Source organism: Sanguibacter biliveldensis (assembly GCF_033798665.1).
Lineage (GTDB): Bacteria > Actinomycetota > Actinomycetes > Actinomycetales > Cellulomonadaceae > Sanguibacter > Sanguibacter inulinus.
The window spans coordinates 1834248-1850985 of sequence record NZ_CP138359.1 but is presented as its reverse complement, the minus strand read 5'-3'; the positions used below and the strand labels follow the sequence as shown (position 1 = coordinate 1850985).

Below are 16738 nucleotides of genomic sequence, written 5' to 3'. Positions count from 1 at the left end.
ACCCACCAGAGGTCGTGATCCCGACTCGCTCCCCCGTCCGCCAGAGTCGCTGACCCTCAGCCCTGCTGCTCCGCCTGACGCCCGAGCTCGGCCAGACGGGCGTTGTACGCCTCGAGCTCGGCGTCGCCGTCCCGCTCGGCCTGCCGGTCGTAGCGCTTGGCGTCCCGTGCGTCCGAGCGCGTCCACTGGAACACGACGATGAGCGCCGCGAAGACGACAGGCAGCTCACCTGCGCCCCACGCGATGCCGCCCCCGGTCTGCTGGTCGGTGAGCAGCGCCGCCTGGTCGTCGCCGCCCATCGCCCGCCACCAGTCCGGGGCGAGCAGCGTGGTGGACTCCATGACCGCGACCCCGAAGAACGCGTGGAAGGCCATCGTCACGAGCAGCACGACGAGGCGGATCGGCGGGCTGGCCTTCGGCGGGCCCGGGTCGACGCCCACGAGCATCCAGAAGAACAGGTACCCGCTCGCCAGGAAGTGCACCTGCATGAGCACGTGCCCCTGGTGCTTGAACAGCGCGAAGTCGAACCACCCCGTGTAGTAGAACGCGACGAGGCTCCCGGCGAAGATCACCCCGGCGACGGGCGGCTTGGACAGCAGCTGCATGTAGCGGGAGTGCACCAGCACGAGGATCCACTCGCGCGGGCCACGGCTCGCGTCGCTGCGGTGCGGCAGGACGCGCAGCAGCAGGAGAACCGGCCCGCCGAGGACGAGCGGGAGCGGGGCGAACATCATCAGCCCCATGTGCTGGATCATGTGCGTGCTGAAGTGCACGGAGCCGTAGACCGCCGGACCGCCGCTCGTGACGAAGGCGAGCACCAGGCAGCCGACGAGCCACGAGACCGTGCGCCCGAGCGGCCACGCGTCTCCCCTGCGCCGCAACCGCACCACGCAGGCGACGTACCCGCCCGCGAGCAGGCACACGAGGGCGAGCCACGCCCAGTCGACGTGCACCTGCGTGAGCATGTTCCGCACCGAGACGGGCTCGGGGTACGGGAAGCCGAGGAGCGCGTGCCGCGGGTCACCGACCACAGGGTTCTGCGGGACGGGCGGCGCGGAGCGGGACAGCGCGACCGACGCACCCATCGTCACCGCCATGACGACCACCTCGGTGACCGCGAGCCTCACGAAGGCGCGCGAGCTGCGCGCCGGGTCCTCCAGCTGCGGCAGGATGCGACGACGCTGCGCCCAGCCGGCCGCGCCCAGCAGGCACAGGGCGAGGGTCTTGCCGACGAGCAGCAGCCCGTAGGGCGTCGCGAGGTCGTCGAGCCCGTCGAGCCGCAACGACGCGTTGACGACCCCCGAGAACGCGACCGCGACGAAGGCCCAGCCGGCGAGCGTCGAGTACCGGGCGACGACCGTTGCCAGGTGCGGGCCGACCCGCCGGCGCAGCAGCACCAGCCCGACGAGCCCTCCGACCCACGCGGTCACGCCGACGAGGTGGATCGCGAGCGAGTTGACCGCGTTCGCGTGCTCGTCGGCGCCCGCGGCGTGGCCGCTGAGCGAGAGCGGCAGGAGCGACAGGACGCTCAGCGCCGTGGCGACGGCAACCCACGACACCTTGCGGCTGGCGAGCAGCACGACGAGCGCGAGCGCGACGCAGACGGCTGAGACGACCATGGTCTGCCCCAGCTCGATCCCTGTCGCGAAGTACCGCAGCTGGCCTGCGAAGCCGGGCGACGAGACCGGCGCACCGATCGCGTCGGCCGTGGTGAGCACGAGCACGGCGATCGCCGCAGCGAGCCACCCGGCCGCGGCCCGCGCGGCCCACCGGGCCGCTGTCCACTGCGAATAGCTGACGATGCCGGGCAGCTCGCGCTGCCCTGGCAGGACGAAGGTCGCGAGGATCAGCAGCCCGATGGTCACGGCCGCGAGCGCGTCGTGCAGTGCGCGGGCGGTTGGGAGGCCGTAGGTGACGAGGTCGCCCGGGCCACCGAAGACGCTCGGTGCGAACTCCCCCGTGAGCAGCAGCCCGGCGAGGGCGACCACCACGGTCAGGGGCAGGCAGAGCAGGAGGACGACCTCGTCGGTGCGCAGCGTCGGGAAGCGGAAGGGTTCAGGGGTCGGGTCGGCGGTCTCGTCCTGCCCGGTCGGTGGGCTCGGCGCGGGCAGCGTGCTCGATGTGACCGGGGCGCTGGGGGCGCTCGCGGTCGGCGCGCGGTCAGGCTGGGGTCTGCTGGTGCTCATGGGGGTCCTGTCCTGGGCACGGCGAGCGGGCGCACGCCGAGAGCGCGCGCGAGCGCCGTCGGGCGGTTCGTGCTGAGTGGTCGCGTCAGGTGCTGCGAGGCGCCGGAGGACCACGGCGAGCAAGGCTCTCGGCCAGCACCTCGAGGGACCGGACCACCACGGGCACGGTGCCGACTGGACCATGCTGGCGCTGCAGGATGGGCACACCCGCTGCGGACCGTCGGGGCAGAGCCCAGCCGAGCACCGCCGTCGCGAGCCGGCGCAGCTGCGCGAGGAGCCTCTCGCCTCGGTGCAGGGTGAAGACGGTGAGGGCAGCGGCACCGGCGTGCGCCAACCACATCCCGACGGAGGCGTGGGCTGCGTGCCCGGGTCCCCCGCTGCCGCCGACCACCGAGACGAGGACTGTGCCCTCGTGCGCGGCGTGTGCGTCGTGCCCTGCCCGCACGACGGCCGAGGCCCCCGCAGGGACGGTGCCGAGCACGAAGAGCGTGTGGAACAGCACCTGGCTCACCACGACCGAGACACCCAGGCGGACGGCCGAGATCCGCGCCCCGGCGAGCACCGTGCACACCGAGACCGCGAAGACCAGCGGGACGAGGACCCCGAGGACCCCGGGGACCTCAGCCCCGGCGAGGAGGTGCGAGCCGAGCGCGACCGCTGTCGACAGGACGGCCGCAGCCGCTCCGCGGACGACACGCGACGAGCGCCCCGACGGGAGACCACCCACAGCCGACACGCCAGCTGTGCTGAGCGCAGGTGGATGGGCAGCGGGCATGCTGTCGAGCCTAACCGAGGAGGACCGAGCACCTGGCGGCCCGCTGCGCAGACGTCCAGGGCAGCCACCAGCACCCATCGTGTCAAGCACTCCGGTCTCGGGTGCGTGCCGTCGTCTCGCGCTCGACCTCGCTCGTCCTGCTCCCGTGCCGCGCATCATGCAAGCACGCCGACCCCAGCGCGAGACGACCCTCCACCGTCACGTCAACCCCCCTTGACTTGATCTAGTCAAGGGGGGTTGACTAGACTGATGAGACCACGGGAGCTCGAGAAGCGGATCGCGCAGATCGCCAAGGTCCGAGGCGTGCGCCCCGAGTACCTCGAAGGCGGGTCTCACACCAAGGTACGAGTCGGCGAACGACAGACTGTCATCCCTCGCCACACAGAGATCAACGAGATCACCGCCCGCGCGATCCTCAAGCACCTGGAAGGCTGACCATGACGACCACTCTCACCGCGCGATCCACCCGCTCTGGCGGCTGGTGGGCTGTCGAGGTCCCCGAGGTCCAGGGCCTCTTCACGCAGGCTCGCCGCCTCGACCAGGTCACCGCCGCCGTCCTGGACGCCGCTGCTCTGCTCACTGGACGCCCCGAGTCTGACTTCGACGTCGTCGTCGTGCCGGTCCTCGACGCCGACGACCTCTCTGTCGTCCGTGACGCCCGCGAGCGCCGCGCAGAGCTCGCCGAGGCAGAGCAGGCCGCAGCCAGGGCTTCTCGGGCCGCAGTCGCCCGACTCCGCGCCGAGGGCCTGACCGTCCGCGACGTCGCCGAGATCATGGGCATGTCTCCTCAGCGCGTCTCCCAGCTCGTCGCCTCCTGAGCCAGGTCCCTGGACACCTGGCGACCAACGCTCCCTTCCTCGGCTGACAGCGCCCCTGAGCAGGAGTTACGCCCCGGAAACACCAGCGAAACCGTGCGCGGCACACGGCCCGGTTAGCGTGACGCCACCTGCACCACCTCCGAGCGGTCTGCTCGACCCGGGCTGGGCGACGACGCTCTGACATCAGCCGAGGCGTCCCCCTGGACGTCTCCTCGGCGTGCGCTGAAACCCTCCCTCCGGTCGACGGACACCGTCTCCCGATCGCGAAGGTTGGCCCGACATCCCCATGCTCGAACACCCCCTGAAGGCGCGCTCCCGTCGCCGCACCCCGCTCCTGGTCACCTGCGGCCTCAGCCTCGGGCTCACCGTCCTGGCAGCCTCCCCAGCCTCGGCCGAGCCGACCGTCACGTCGACGACCCTCACGGCCACGCCCTCCGTCACCGTCGGTGACGCCGTCACCGTCGACCTCGGACTCGCCGGCACCACGGGTGTCTACGCCTACGAGGTGACGCTCACCTTCGACCCCGAGCTGCTCACCTACGCCCCCGGCACAGAGACCGGTCCCGCAGGAGGCTTCGACACGATCGAGACCGGGGACGGCACCCTCACGCTGGTGCACAGCCGCCTCGGCACCTCGCCGAGCCTGACCGGCGACCTCACCGCCACAGTCAGCCTCACCGCCGTAGACGACGGAGATGCGACAGTCTCGGCAGCCGTGACCCTCGTCGACTCGGACGGCACCAGCACGCAGACGAGCCCCGCACCCGCAGCCGTCGAGATCGCGGCCGTGGCCGTCGAACCCACCCCGGGACCGACACCAGAGCCCACACCGACCACCGACCCGACCGCGGCGCCCACGACCCCGGCACCGTCCGCGACACCCGAGGCCACCCCCACGCCTGGCGGGACAGGGACCACACCACCGTCCGGCGGAGCAGGCACAGTCCCGGGCGCCGCCTCCGACAACCCGCTCGCGAGCACAGGCTTCGGCGCAGCCACGCTCGTGCTGGTCGCCGCGGCCGTGACAGCTGCCGGCGTCGTGCTCCGTCGCCGCTCGGCAGGTGCCCGATGACCCCGCTCCGCCCGGGCACGCAGACGCCCGCCCACCCCCGCACCTCCCCGAGGAAGAGCCCCGTGACCACACGCCCCGTCCGCACCGCAGCCGCGACCACCGGCGCCTTCGCGCTCCTCGCGGCCAGCACCCTGGGTGCCCTCCCCGCCTCGGCCGACGACGCCATGGCGGTCCCGTCAGGCGTCATGCTGGCCCCGTACTACACAGATCTCGACCTCACCGGCGACCGCCAGGTGACCCAGGCCGACCTCGACGTGGTCGCCGAGCACCTCGGCGAGACGACCGCGAGCGCCGGCTGGTCCGCCGTGGCGACGGCCGACGTGGACGTCGACGGGGTCATCACCGTCACCGACCTCGCCGCCGTGTCCGGCCGGATGATCTACGACGACGGCCCCTTCGACCTGATCGAGGCGACGACCGTCGACATGCAGGCGGCCATGAACGCCGGGGTGACCACCTCTGTCGAGATCACCCAGGCATACATCGACAGGATCGCCGCCTACGACTCGACAGTCGTCCCGGGCGGCGCGCGTCCGCTCAGCTCGATCATCACCGTCAACGACGAGGCGCTCGCCGCGGCAGCTGCGGCCGACGCGGTCCGCGCCTCGCAGGGCATGACGAGCATGCTGCTCGGGGTCCCCGTCGCGGTGAAGGACAACTACGACACCCTCGACATGCCCACGACCGGCGGTTGCGGCTGCTGGGACGCCAACCAGACGTCGACCGACGCCGCGATGGTCGGCGGGCTGCGGGCCGAGGGCGCCGTGATCCTCGCCAAGGCCAGCCTCGACGAGTTCGCCTACGGCTTCGTCTCGGAGTTCTCAGCCTTCCAGCCTGCTGGCAGCACGAGGCTCGTCGCGAGCCCCTACGACACCACCAAGTCGGCCGGCGGCTCGAGCGGTGGCACAGGCTCGTCGGTGTCCGCGAACCTCGCGGGGATCGGGTTCGGGACCGACACCGGTGGGTCGATCCGCATCCCGTCCACCTACAACCAGCTCGTCGGCCTCCGCCCCACGGTCGGTCTGACGAGCCGGGACGGCATCATCCCGCTCGCCCTGAGCCAGGACACCGGCGGTCCGATGACCCGCAGCGTCACCGACGCTGCGGTCGCCCTGGACGCCGTGGTCGGGATCGACCCCGCCGACCCGGTCACGCTCGAGCAGACCGGGAAGGTCCCGGAGTCGTACACGGCCTCCCTCGACGTCGACGCCCTGGACGGCGCGCGCATCGGCTTCGTGCCCTCGATGATCGGGACCAACCCCACGAACGTCAGGCTCTGGGCCCAGACCCGCGCGACCCTCGAGTCGCTCGGTGCGACTGTCGTCGAGATCACACCACCGGCTCAGTTCGCCGCGGTGCTCAACGAAGGCTCGGGCAGCACCAACGAGTTCAAGCACGACCTGGCCGTCTACGTCCAGAACCACCTGGCCCCCGAGGTGACCAGCCGCACCATCACCGACATCGTCGCCTCGGGCGCCTTCGTCACCTCGCGGACCGGCATCTACCAGCAGCGCGATGCCGTCACCGAGCAGACGTACCAGGCGTGGGCCGGACCGCTCGGCACGCACACGACCCAGATCGAGGCCGGTCACGTGCTCGTCACCTCGATGATGGACAACCAGGACCTCGACGCGATCGCCTACCCGTCGGGCACCCCCTACGGCACGCAGGGCACGAACATGCGCCTGAGCCCGAACACCGGCATGCCCGCCGTCACCGTCCCGATGGGGCAGGCCATCCCGGCCGACGGCACGACCCCTGGGGCTGGCGTGAACCTCGAGCTCCTGGGCCGCGACTACTCCGAGGGTGACCTGCTCGGCCTCGCGTACTCCTTCGAGCAGGCCACCCACCTGCGCACGACCCCGGCGCTGTACGGGGCGCTCGACTGACACCAGGTTCGCACTGACGGCCAAGGTGGACGGACGGTCGTCGGACACCGCACGAGGAGGCCGGGGAGACGTCCCCCGGCCTCCTCGTCGTACTCCCTGCCCGTCCTGTGGAGAAGGGCGTACAGCATCGAGAGGTCACCGGTCCACGGCACGACCTTCAGGTGCCGATGGGGGGACCGGCGCCGGCGAACCAGCAGCTAGGCGCTCCACCCCTGGACTCCGCATCGACCTGCGCGACAGCCCACGGGCCTTTCGGCCCAACGGCTCGCTGTCCGACGGGGATATTTTGCTCTTGGCCGACTATCAGCACAAGTACCCTGGGGGAGATCATGGAGACGACGACCGACGGGCATCAGCCCGTCGCTGCGCACCTGTGGAATTTTGCACGTGAGCACGACAGGTTACGGTCAGCGGCTGACCAGCTCGACGCCTTCCTCCGTGAGCTCATGGACGAGGCGACGATCAAGGTCTACAGGATCGACAGCCGGGCGAAGTCGCTGGACTCCTACCAGCAGAAGTCCGAGAGGATCAAAGACGGTCGTCCGAAGTACAGCTCACCGGCTGACCAGATCGAGGACTGCATCGCAGCCCGGATCATCGTCTTCACCAACGAGGCCCGCGACCGGGCGTGCGAACGAGTCCGAGAGATCGCGGACGGCTGCGTCCAGCACAACCCGGGCGTCCTGAAGTCGAACGGCTACGACAGCGAGCACTTCACGATCCCCCAGATCGCATCCAGCACACCCCAGCTGGCTGGCAAGACGGACCTCGTCTGGTTCCTGGACTCTCGGCCAGCGCTCGAGATCCAGGTCCGGACCGTCGCTGGCCATGCGTGGGCAGAGTACGAGCACGACATCCGCTACAAGCACTCGGGCTACGGAGACCTGCCGCTCTCCGTGAGGGAGAAGGTCGACCAGCTGTTCACCGAGGCCGGCGGCCTGAGGAAGAACTTCGACACGACCTTCGGTGAGATCCAGCAGCTGCTCGAGTCCTCCGACGGGACGGAAGACCCAGGTTCAGGTGGAGCGGAGCTGAACGAGGCCGAGTCGACCGACACGCAGGTGGAGATCGACAGCGCCTCGCTCCTCGGCTTCCTCGAGGCCCAGTACCCCGACGCACTCCCGACTCGCGACGGCACCCTTGCATGGCTCGTGAGGATCCTCGAGGCCGTGGGGTTCTCGACCATCAACGAGATCGAGGCGTCACTCTCCAACATCGACTCCGAGCACGTCGCCTCGCTCATGGACTATCAGTTCGAGCCGACCACAGCCCGGCGGCTCGACGACGACCTCCTCGCTGCCCTGGGAGAGAGGTACATCGCGTTGACGGGCCCAGGCCTCGGGCGCGGCGGCCGCGATCGCACCCAGCTGCTGGAGTGGAGGCTGCGGAGGGTCCGGAAGAAGATCTTCATCTACGAGGTGACCGGCGATCCTCGCCTGGAAGACAAGCACCTCTCGGCCGCGCGCACGTTCCGCGAGGTCGCGAGGCTCGTCGCCGAAGAGCTGGGCCTCTCCGACGCGGTCATCACCGGCGCCGTCTCCCTGACAGAAGAGGGACTCAATCCCTCGGCCCGGGCGCGGAAGGTCTCGACGTCTGACGGTGACCTCTGGGTCGCGACCAACCTCAACCGGAGCGAGGCCGAACGCCTCATCGAACAGCTCCTGGGTGTCCTGACCTCCGTGCACATCACCGTACGCCGAGCCGGGGAGACGCTCTTCGAGTCGCCTGCGTCGGCGAGCGGTGAACGGGTCTCCGAGCTTCTCGACGAGTTCTGACGCCTGCGCGCGGTCGAGGAACGCGGCCCTGAAGCACCTGTTCTAGACACAGAAGAGGCCGTCCCCGGGATCCGGGGACGGCCTCTGACCTGCTGCTACCTGCTGTGGGCGATACTGGGTTCGAACCAGTGACCTCTTCGGTGTGAACGAAGCGCGCTACCACTGCGCCAATCGCCCGTACGTGTACGGCAAGCTCCTGCGACAGTGCGCGGTGTGCTCGTGGAAGAGCGTAACCGGTCGAGGGCCTCTGACGCGAACTGGCTCGCCGACACGTGGTCTCAGGGGTCGATGCCCTCGGCCAGACGGCGACCGAACAGCTCCTGAGCAGCGACGACGAGAGGCCCGGGGACGACGTCCTGACCGTCGAGGGAGACCACGGGGGCGACGTTGCGGATGCTGCCCGCAAGAGCGAGGCTGACGCCTCGCTCTCCCGGCACCCCGCCGATCGTCCCGCCGCCCGCGAGCGTCACCTCGTCGAGGACACCAAAAGGCAGCTCGTCGATCCGGGCCTCACGGGCCGGGAGTCCCTCGTCGCGCGCCCACTCGAGCATGAGCTCGCGGGTGATGCCCGCCAGGCAGCCGGTCTCGAGGTGCGGGGTCAGCAGCTCGCCGCCGATCTCGACGAAGACGTTCGAGGCCGTCCCCTCGCAGAGCGCACCGACGGTGTTGGCCATGAGACCTTCGTCACCGCCCCGCTCGCTCGCGTAGGCGTAGCCAACGACGTTCTCGGCGTACGAGGTCGTCTTGAGGCCGGCGACGGCCGAGCGCTCGTTGCGCACCCACGGCAGGCGCACCGCGCGCGAGACGGAGGACGGCGATGCGGGTCCCGCAGCGACGAGCAAGGAGAGCGGACCGTCTCCGCGCATCGAGCCGAGCGGCGCCGGTCCTCCGGTCACCGTGATGCGCAGCCGCCCGGAGTCGGGGGCCGCGGCGAGGACCTGGGCAACGGCGTCGCGGACCAGCTGTTCCTCGGGGGCGACGAGCCCGATCCCTGCTGCGGAGCGGGCGAGCCTGCGCAGGTGACGGCTCAGCGCGAAGGCCTGTCCCCCGTAGACCGCGCAGGTCTCGAAGACACCGTCTCCGACCGTGATGCCGTGGTCGACAGCGCTGAGCGCTGGCTCCTCGGGCGTGAGCAGATGGCCGTCGGACCAGATCACAACTGTCATGGACCTCAGTCTGCCGCAGATGCCAGAGCGATCAACCGGGCGGCCTTGAGCTCGGTCTCCTCCCACTCCCGCACGGGGTCGCTCCCCCACGTGATGCCAGCACCGGTGCCGAAGCGCAGGCGCTCGTCCTGGGACCACCAGAAGGTCCGGATGCCCACGGCGAGCTCTGCGGTCCCGCCGTCGGCGTCGACCCAGCCGACGGCCCCGCAGTAGGGGCCACGCGGCGCGGTCTCGAGCTCGTCGATGATCCGCAGAGCCGAGGACTTCGGTGCACCGGACACCGAGGCCGGCGGGAAGGTGGCCGTGAGCAGTCGCGCCCAGAGGTCGTCGGCCGCGGCCACCTGCGGACGCAGCACCCCGGTGACCGTCGAGACGAGGTGGACGAGCCCCGGGTGCTCCTCGACGTCGAGGAGGGTGGTCACCGCGACGGTCCCCGGGACGCAGACGCGCTGGAGGTCGTTGCGGACGAGGTCTGTGATCATCACGTTCTCTGCCTCGTCCTTGGCGGTCAGGCCCTCGACGGTGCGGGCCGTCCCCTTGATCGGGGCGGAGGTGAGGGTCGCCGGTCCCGGACCGACCAGGCCCTCGACGCGGAGGTAGAGCTCGGGCGAGGCCGTCACGACCCAGACCGGCTCGAGGTCAGGCGTGGTTCCGCCGGGGACGTGCACCACCCCCTGGTACGGGGCAGGGTTGCCCGCGGCGAGCCTGTCGGCGAGGGCGCGGGGATCAGGTTCGTGGCCCTCGACCCGTAGGAGGGGCGCGTCGAGCACCCGGCAGATGTTCGCCTGGTAGACGGTCCCCGCCCGGACGTGCTCGCGCACGCGCCGCACTGCGTCCACGTAGGCGTCACGGTCGAGCGAGGTGGACCAGGACTGCGTGGTGGGCCCCCGCCAGGCGGCCGGCAGGCCCTCCGAACCGGCGACACCTGGCTGGTCTGCTGCGACGCGCGTCACGTCCGCGAACCGCCATGCGCGGGCGGGCCCCTCGAACTCGGCGACCACGAACCAGGTCCCGCCGCGGCGCAGCGCCTCGGGGTCACGTGCGAGGTCGACCATCTCGACGGGCCGTCGGGCCTCGACTCCGGCGAATCGCGCGTATCCCTGCTGGTTGTCCACGCGGCCACGCTACCCAGAGTCCGTCGGCACCGGGCTCGCGTCCGCCCCGTCGGTGCCCCGCGACGCCCGAGCCCCACCTCGGGACACTCTCTTCCCGCAGGTTCCTGCGCTTCCTGACCTGCGACGACGAGCCAGTTGGACTCAGGACCGAAAGTTCAATAGAGTCTGTGACGCGCCAAGAACACCGACGCAGTTCGAACGGTGTCCTGAAGCAGCATGCGGACGTGGCTCAGTGGTAGAGCATCACCTTGCCAAGGTGAGGGTCGCGGGTTCGAATCCCGTCGTCCGCTCGGAGATAGACCTTCCGAGCAATCTGAAGATCTGTGTCTCTACGGTGGAGTGGCCGAGAGGCGAGGCAGCGGCCTGCAAAGCCGTCCACACGGGTTCGAATCCCGTCTCCACCTCGCAGAACGACACGAAGTACCGGTAGTTCAGCACGGCAGCATCACTCTGGGCGATTGGCGCAGCGGTAGCGCGCTTCCCTGACACGGAAGAGGTCACTGGTTCGATCCCAGTATCGCCCACAGAGCAGGACAGAAAGACCCCCTCGGATCTCTCCGAGGGGGTCTTTCTGCGTCCCGGTGCTGCACCAGCCTGTGAGACCAGCATCACCGTGCTGCCGCAGCCAGCCCCCCGGCCGCCCTCCTCGCACCGGCCAGGGCCGAGGAGCGGCCCTCGCCCAGGCTGTGGAACTCGAACTTCCCGCGAGATCCCGGGCCTCAGCGGCCGTCCTCGGTCCCCGCCACGACGCTGGTTTGGGGGAACGCAAAACCTGGTCTACTGTAATCCACGCACCGGACGGCGCTGAGAGATCAGCCCAGAAGGCGTGCGGACGTGGCTCAGTGGTAGAGCATCACCTTGCCAAGGTGAGGGTCGCGGGTTCGAATCCCGTCGTCCGCTCGGAGATCGGTTCTCAGGTTCGCCTGGTACCCGTTCGACTACGGTGGAGTGGCCGAGAGGCGAGGCAGCGGCCTGCAAAGCCGTCCACACGGGTTCGAATCCCGTCTCCACCTCTCAGCACCACCTCCCGCAGCACGACCGCGGGAGCAGTACGACAGCATCACCCCGCGGGACACCCCGGGCGATTGGCGCAGCGGTAGCGCGCTTCCCTGACACGGAAGAGGTCACTGGTTCGATCCCAGTATCGCCCACCACAGCACGACTCGGCAGGCCGTCCCGGAGCATCCGGGGCGGCCTTCGTGCTTCCTCCCCCACAACTTCCACCCGCTCGGCGCTCGATCATCAGCCGTCGTGCGTCACCCCCACCAGTTACCGTGAGGCCGTGAAGCGCACACCGATCCCCGACCAGGACCACGGCACAGCCGCGTCCTCGGACAGGCGCGGGCCGCAGATCAACCGCTCGGTCATCTTGTCCCAGCTGCTGTTCGGGTCGGCCGTGCTCAGCGTCCTCACGCTCATCCAGTGGTTCGCGCCGGGGCGCCTCACCGACCACGTCATGTTCATCGGGGTCGTCCTGGCCTTCGTCGCGACGGGTGCGGCCCTGCTGGTCCCCTGGAACAGGTTCGACAAGCGCTGGATCATGATCCTGCCGGTCACGGACATGGTCGCGATCCTCCTTCTGCGCATCGAGACTCCGGAGATGGGCCTCGGTGTGCTCTGGTTCCTCCCGGTCATCTGGTTGTCGACCTATTTCGGCCTCACGGGCACCATCACCGCTGTCGCTCTGGCGACCCTGGGCAGCTGGGCGACAGTCGCGATCGAGCCGAGCGCCATCACGCTCTCGTCCTTCACTCTGCTCGTCCTGCTGCCCCTCGTGCTGTCCATCGTCGCGGCGTCGACGCACATCAGCTCCCGCCGCGACCACGCGCAGCGCACGCTCATGCGCAAGCAGGCCTCCTTGCTCAACGAGGCCTTCGTCTCCGCGCGCCACCACGAGCAGCTGCTCACCGAGGTGCTCAACACCGTGACCTTCGGTGTCGTGCGCTTCGACCGTGACGGTGTCATCACCTTCGCGAACAGTGCGCACACCCGGATGCACGACCGCGACTCGGCACTGCCCGACAGGCCGCGCCACGAGGTCGTCTACCAGGCTGACCGCACGACACCGTTCCGCGAGGAAGAGCGTCCCTTCTTCCGCTCGCAGCGCGGCGAGGCCTTCGACGACGTCCTCATCTGGGTGGGCAACCCGGGCGAAGACCGCCACGCGTACTTCATGACCTCCCGCCGTCTCGTCGACTCGCGCGACGGGTCCTTCGACGGCACGATCCTGGTCTCGGGCGAGGTGACGACCGAGCTCAACGCGATCTCGGCCCGCGACGACCTCATCGCCTCGGTCTCCCACGAGCTCCGCACGCCACTCACCTCGATCCTCGGGTACCTCGAGCTCGTCCTCGACGACGACCTGCCCGACCACGCCCGCCCGTCCCTCGAGATCGTGGAGCGCAACAGCAACCGCCTCCTCGACCTCGTCACCGAGATCCTCTCGGCCTCGCGCCAGGCGTCCAAGCCTCTCGAGATCACCCCGGTCCCCGTCGACCTGGGCACCACGGTCTTGCAGTCGGCGGAGTCGCTCCTCCCCAGGGCCCGCGAGCGTGACGTGGTCGTCGACACGAGCGGCGTCCGCAACGTCCTCACCGTCGCCGACCCCTTCCGCATGCGGCAGGTCATCGACAACGTCCTGTCGAACGCCATCAAGTACAACGTCGACCACGGTCGGGTGGACCTCGCGCTGCGCCAGCAGGGCGAGGAGCTGGTGCTCACGGTCCGCGACACGGGGATCGGGATCTCAGGCGAAGAGCTGCCGAAGCTCTTCGAGCACTTCTTCCGCTCCGCCGCCGTGCGGAACTCCGCTGTCCACGGCAGCGGGCTCGGCATGGGGATCGCCCGCGAGATCGTGCGCAAGCACGGCGGCGACCTCACCGTCGAGAGCACGCTCGGCAGCGGGACCACAGTCACCGTCACCGTCCCCACGAGAGCCGCGACATGACCCTCGACCAGCAGACCCTCAGCCTCGCCACAGGGATCGTCGTCCTGACCGCCGGCCTCCTCTTCGTCGTCGAGACGGTGTTCAGGCGCGACAGCACGACGAGCCGGCTGTGGTCGCTCGGGTACCTGGCCGGCATCCTCACGGCCTTCTCGTACCTGCTGTGGGCGAGCTCGCCGAGCATGTGGTGGGCCGTCGCCGTGGGCAACGCCGCCTTCGTCGTGAGCGCGGGAGCGATCTGGAACGGCAACAGGTCGTACAACGGGCGCCGCAGCTACGTCGAGGTCACGCTCCTGCTCGCCGTCATCACCGGCTTCGCCGCCGGGATCGCCGGTCCTGACGGGGGCGACTGGGCCGGTGCTCCAGTCTGGTTCGGCTCGGTGGCCGTGCTCGCGGGCCTAGGCGCTGCCGAGACGTGGCGCGGCGCGCTGCGCAAGGACGTCAACGCGCGCGGCCTGTCGGTCGTGCTGACCGTCGAGTCCCTGCTCTTCGCGGCACGGTTCGTGACGTACTTCGTCTTCGGGACCAGCAGCTATGTCTTCACCGACGTCCTGGGGACGGCGACGGCGTCGATCCTCACCATGGTCCTCATGGTCGTGGCCGCGGTCTCGATGTCGGTGCTGCGGTCCGAGACGTCCTTCGCGCACGCCCGCCGCCGCTCGACCCCGGTGTTCACGGCACGCCGGCTCGTCGACGACCAGTCCTTCCAGCAGGTCGCGGCTGACAGGCTCGAGCGGGCCCACAACCACGACGAGAGGGTCGCGCTGCTGCACGTCGACCTCGACGACCTCGAGACCATCAACACGGCCTTCGGCAGGTCCGTCGCGGACCTCGTCATCACGGCCTACGCGACGACCGTCCGCAACGGGACGCCGACCTCGTCGGTCATCGGCGAGGTCGGCGCGGGTCGGATCTCGATCGTCTTCACCGAGGCCCAGCCCGGTGCTGGTCTCTCGACAGCCACGGCCCTGCGCCGGGCCCTCCTCGACACCGACGTCCCCGAGGCACCTGGTGCGAGCCTCACCGCGAGCATCGGCGTCGCCACGACGGAGCACTTCGGCTACGACCTCGAACCGCTCCACCAGGCCGCGCGGCGCGCCGCCGACGACGCGAGCGCAGCGGGTGGCAACAGGGTGAGCGACGCCTGGCTGCTCGAGGTGTCCAAGCGGCCCGACTGGCACTGAGCCTCGCGCAGGGTTATCCCCTGCTGCGGGCATGCAGGCCTGTGACCTGTGCGGCAGCATGGTCGGGACAGGCGACGGCGACCGTCGGCGTCGCCCACAGGTGCCGAGAGGACGTGCCCGCGCATGCGGTCGAGGTCGACCCCGAGAGAGATCCTGCTGGTCAGGCACGGTGAGAGCGTCGCGAACGTCGCGAGCATGGAGGCCGAGCGCTCGGGCTCCCAGCGCCTCGACGTCACGAGCCGTGAGGCCGACGTCCCGCTGTCGGAGCAGGGCGAGCAGCAGGCCGACGCTGTCGGGAGATGGCTGCGAGACCTCGACCCGGACGACACCCCGCTGGCCGTCTGGTCTTCCCCGTACCTGCGGGCCCACGACACCGCCCGACGCGCTCTCCGGGCCGCCGGGATCGACCTCCAGGTGCGGCTCGACGAGAGGCTCCGCGACCGCGACCTCGGGGTCTTCGACAGGCTCTCGACCGCCGGGATCAAGGCTCTCGAGCCTGACGAGGCCGAGCGCCGGGCGTGGCACGGCAAGTTCTACCACCGCCCGGGCGGCGGGGAGTCGTGGACGGACCTGGCCGCGCGGGTCCGCGCCTTCCTCGCGGACCTGGAGAGCCTCGCCGACCCGCCAGAACGTGTGCTCATCACCTGCCACGACGCTGTCATCATGACCTTCCGCTACGTCTGCGAGGGCCTCACCGAGGAGGAGGTCCTCGCGCTGGCCCGTGACCGGCCCGTGGGCAACGCCTCGCTCACGCTGCTGCGCCGCGACGGCAGCGACCCGCTCGCGCTGGCCGGCTCGTGGCACGCGGTCCTCACCCAGGCGGACGACCACCTCACGGGCGACGCCGCCGAGCACACCGACGAACCTGGGAGCTCCGATGTCTGACACCACACCCCGCGCCCTGACTCCCGCCGTCCTGCGCAGCTGGGGGCTGCCGACCGAGGCCGGCTCGAAGTACGACCGCGGGACGGTCCTGGTCGTCGGTGGAGCCGTCGGCACCCCCGGCGCGGCGATGCTCGCCGGGATCTCTGCGCTGCGTGTCGGTGCCGGGCGGCTCACCCTGGCCGTCGCGGAGGGTGCCGCGGCGGCTGTCGCCGTGGCGGTCCCCGAGTGCGGCGTGGTGCCGCTGCCCCAGTCGACGGACGGCACCGTCCTCGGGTCAGGTGCGGGACGGCTCGAGGCGGAGGCCTCGTCCTCGGACGTGGTGGTCGTCGGGCCAGGCCTCGACGATGCCGACGAGACCGCCGAGCTGCTCCGCGGGCTCGTCCCGCTCCTCGGCGACAGCACGGTCCTCGCGCTCGACGCCTACGCCCTCGGCGTGCTGCCTGGACTAGGAGACGTCCTGGACCCGCTGCGTGGTCGGATCGTCCTCACCCCGAACCCGACCGAGGCCGGGCTGCTGCTCGGAGGAGACCCCGGCGAGGACTCGGGCTCTGGCGGCTCGGAGGACGAGCCCGACGTCGCGGAGCAGACCGCCTCGATCGCCCGCCGCTACGGCGCCGTCGTCTCGTGCCAGGGGATCGTCGCCGACCCGGACGGCGGGCTCTGGGAGGGGACCACGGGTACCTCGGGGCTCGCGACCTCCGGTTCGGGCGACGTCCTCGTCGGGGCGATCACCGGGATCGCAGCCCGCTCTGTGCCGCTCGACCAGGCCGCGTGCTGGGGTACCCACCTGCACGCCGTGAGCGGCGACAGGCTGGCAGCCTCGGTCGGCACCGTGGGCTACCTGGCACGCGAGCTCGCCGAGCAGCTGCCGCACGCCCTCGCCGAGCTCTCCACCTGACCCTCACGCACCCCTGACCTGGATCCCCCAC

The 16738-nt window shown here is 70.5% G+C and carries 13 protein-coding genes and 7 tRNA genes; 15 read left to right on the top strand and 5 right to left on the bottom strand.

The window, feature by feature from the left end:
* Positions 1 to 56 precede the first annotated feature (56 nt).
* A complete protein-coding gene (locus SANBI_RS08065; RefSeq protein ID WP_319160632.1) occupies positions 57 to 2186 on the bottom strand; it encodes a bifunctional copper resistance protein CopD/cytochrome c oxidase assembly protein in 2130 nt (709 codons plus the stop codon).
* Between the two features lie 85 nt (positions 2187 to 2271).
* Positions 2272 to 2961 carry a hypothetical protein gene (locus tag SANBI_RS08060; protein ID WP_319160629.1) on the bottom strand — a complete coding sequence of 230 codons (690 nt, stop codon included), beginning with the start codon at positions 2959 to 2961 and terminating at the stop codon, positions 2272 to 2274.
* A 249-nt stretch (positions 2962 to 3210) separates the two neighbouring features.
* Between SANBI_RS08060 and SANBI_RS08055 the strand changes: the two genes are divergently transcribed.
* The 5 genes from SANBI_RS08055 to SANBI_RS08035 all read left to right on the top strand — a co-directional run bounded on the left by SANBI_RS08055 (position 3211) and on the right by SANBI_RS08035 (position 8515).
* Positions 3211 to 3396 carry a hypothetical protein gene (locus SANBI_RS08055; protein WP_319160627.1) on the top strand — a complete coding sequence of 62 codons (186 nt, stop codon included), beginning with the start codon at positions 3211 to 3213 and terminating at the stop codon, positions 3394 to 3396.
* 2 nt (positions 3397 to 3398) lie between these two features.
* Positions 3399 to 3779, top strand: a complete 381-nt coding sequence (locus SANBI_RS08050; RefSeq protein WP_179914675.1) for a helix-turn-helix domain-containing protein — start codon at positions 3399 to 3401, stop codon at positions 3777 to 3779.
* Between the two features lie 286 nt (positions 3780 to 4065).
* Positions 4066 to 4851, top strand: coding sequence for a cohesin domain-containing protein (locus SANBI_RS08045; RefSeq protein ID WP_319160625.1), 786 nt, complete (start codon positions 4066 to 4068; stop codon positions 4849 to 4851).
* A 62-nt stretch (positions 4852 to 4913) separates the two neighbouring features.
* Complete coding sequence (locus tag SANBI_RS08040) at positions 4914 to 6740, top strand: amidase family protein (RefSeq protein ID WP_319160623.1); 1827 nt, start codon at positions 4914 to 4916, stop codon at positions 6738 to 6740.
* A 329-nt stretch (positions 6741 to 7069) separates the two neighbouring features.
* On the top strand, positions 7070 to 8515 hold the full coding sequence (locus SANBI_RS08035) for a GTP pyrophosphokinase (protein WP_319160621.1): 1446 nt from the start codon (positions 7070 to 7072) through the stop codon (positions 8513 to 8515).
* A gap of 105 nt (positions 8516 to 8620) precedes the next feature.
* Here the strand turns inward: SANBI_RS08035 and SANBI_RS08030 are convergent.
* The 3 genes from SANBI_RS08030 to SANBI_RS08020 form a co-directional block, all read right to left on the bottom strand.
* Positions 8621 to 8692 (bottom strand) — tRNA-Val (locus SANBI_RS08030).
* A 101-nt stretch (positions 8693 to 8793) separates the two neighbouring features.
* The gene (locus SANBI_RS08025) at positions 8794 to 9681 is read right to left on the bottom strand and encodes an aminotransferase class IV (RefSeq protein ID WP_319160619.1); all 888 of its coding nucleotides are present in this window, start codon (positions 9679 to 9681) and stop codon (positions 8794 to 8796) included.
* 5 nt (positions 9682 to 9686) lie between these two features.
* Positions 9687 to 10796, bottom strand: a complete 1110-nt coding sequence (locus tag SANBI_RS08020; protein WP_319160617.1) for a chorismate-binding protein — start codon at positions 10794 to 10796, stop codon at positions 9687 to 9689.
* A gap of 218 nt (positions 10797 to 11014) precedes the next feature.
* On the opposite strand from SANBI_RS08020, the gene SANBI_RS08015 reads away from it, so the two are divergent.
* From SANBI_RS08015 to SANBI_RS07970, 10 genes are all read left to right on the top strand, one after another.
* Positions 11015 to 11086 (top strand) — tRNA-Gly (locus SANBI_RS08015).
* Positions 11087 to 11129: 43 nt separating this feature from the next.
* Positions 11130 to 11200, top strand: a tRNA-Cys gene (locus tag SANBI_RS08010).
* 48 nt (positions 11201 to 11248) lie between these two features.
* A tRNA-Val gene (locus SANBI_RS08005) sits at positions 11249 to 11320 on the top strand.
* Positions 11321 to 11624: 304 nt separating this feature from the next.
* A tRNA-Gly gene (locus SANBI_RS08000) sits at positions 11625 to 11696 on the top strand.
* Between the two features lie 42 nt (positions 11697 to 11738).
* Positions 11739 to 11809 (top strand) — tRNA-Cys (locus tag SANBI_RS07995).
* A gap of 66 nt (positions 11810 to 11875) precedes the next feature.
* Positions 11876 to 11950, top strand: a tRNA-Val gene (locus tag SANBI_RS07990).
* Between the two features lie 128 nt (positions 11951 to 12078).
* Positions 12079 to 13743 (top strand): sensor histidine kinase, encoded by a 1665-nt coding sequence (locus SANBI_RS07985; RefSeq protein ID WP_319160615.1) that lies wholly within the window; start codon positions 12079 to 12081, stop codon positions 13741 to 13743.
* On the top strand, positions 13740 to 14924 hold the full coding sequence (locus tag SANBI_RS07980; RefSeq protein ID WP_319160613.1) for a GGDEF domain-containing protein: 1185 nt from the start codon (positions 13740 to 13742) through the stop codon (positions 14922 to 14924). The genes SANBI_RS07985 and SANBI_RS07980 overlap by 4 nt, the downstream gene beginning before the upstream one ends.
* A 123-nt stretch (positions 14925 to 15047) precedes the next feature.
* A complete protein-coding gene (locus SANBI_RS07975) occupies positions 15048 to 15809 on the top strand; it encodes a histidine phosphatase family protein (RefSeq protein ID WP_319160611.1) in 762 nt (253 codons plus the stop codon).
* Positions 15802 to 16707 carry an ADP-dependent NAD(P)H-hydrate dehydratase gene (locus tag SANBI_RS07970; RefSeq protein WP_319160609.1) on the top strand — a complete coding sequence of 302 codons (906 nt, stop codon included), beginning with the start codon at positions 15802 to 15804 and terminating at the stop codon, positions 16705 to 16707. The genes SANBI_RS07975 and SANBI_RS07970 overlap by 8 nt, the downstream gene beginning before the upstream one ends.
* Positions 16708 to 16738: the final 31 nt, after the last annotated feature.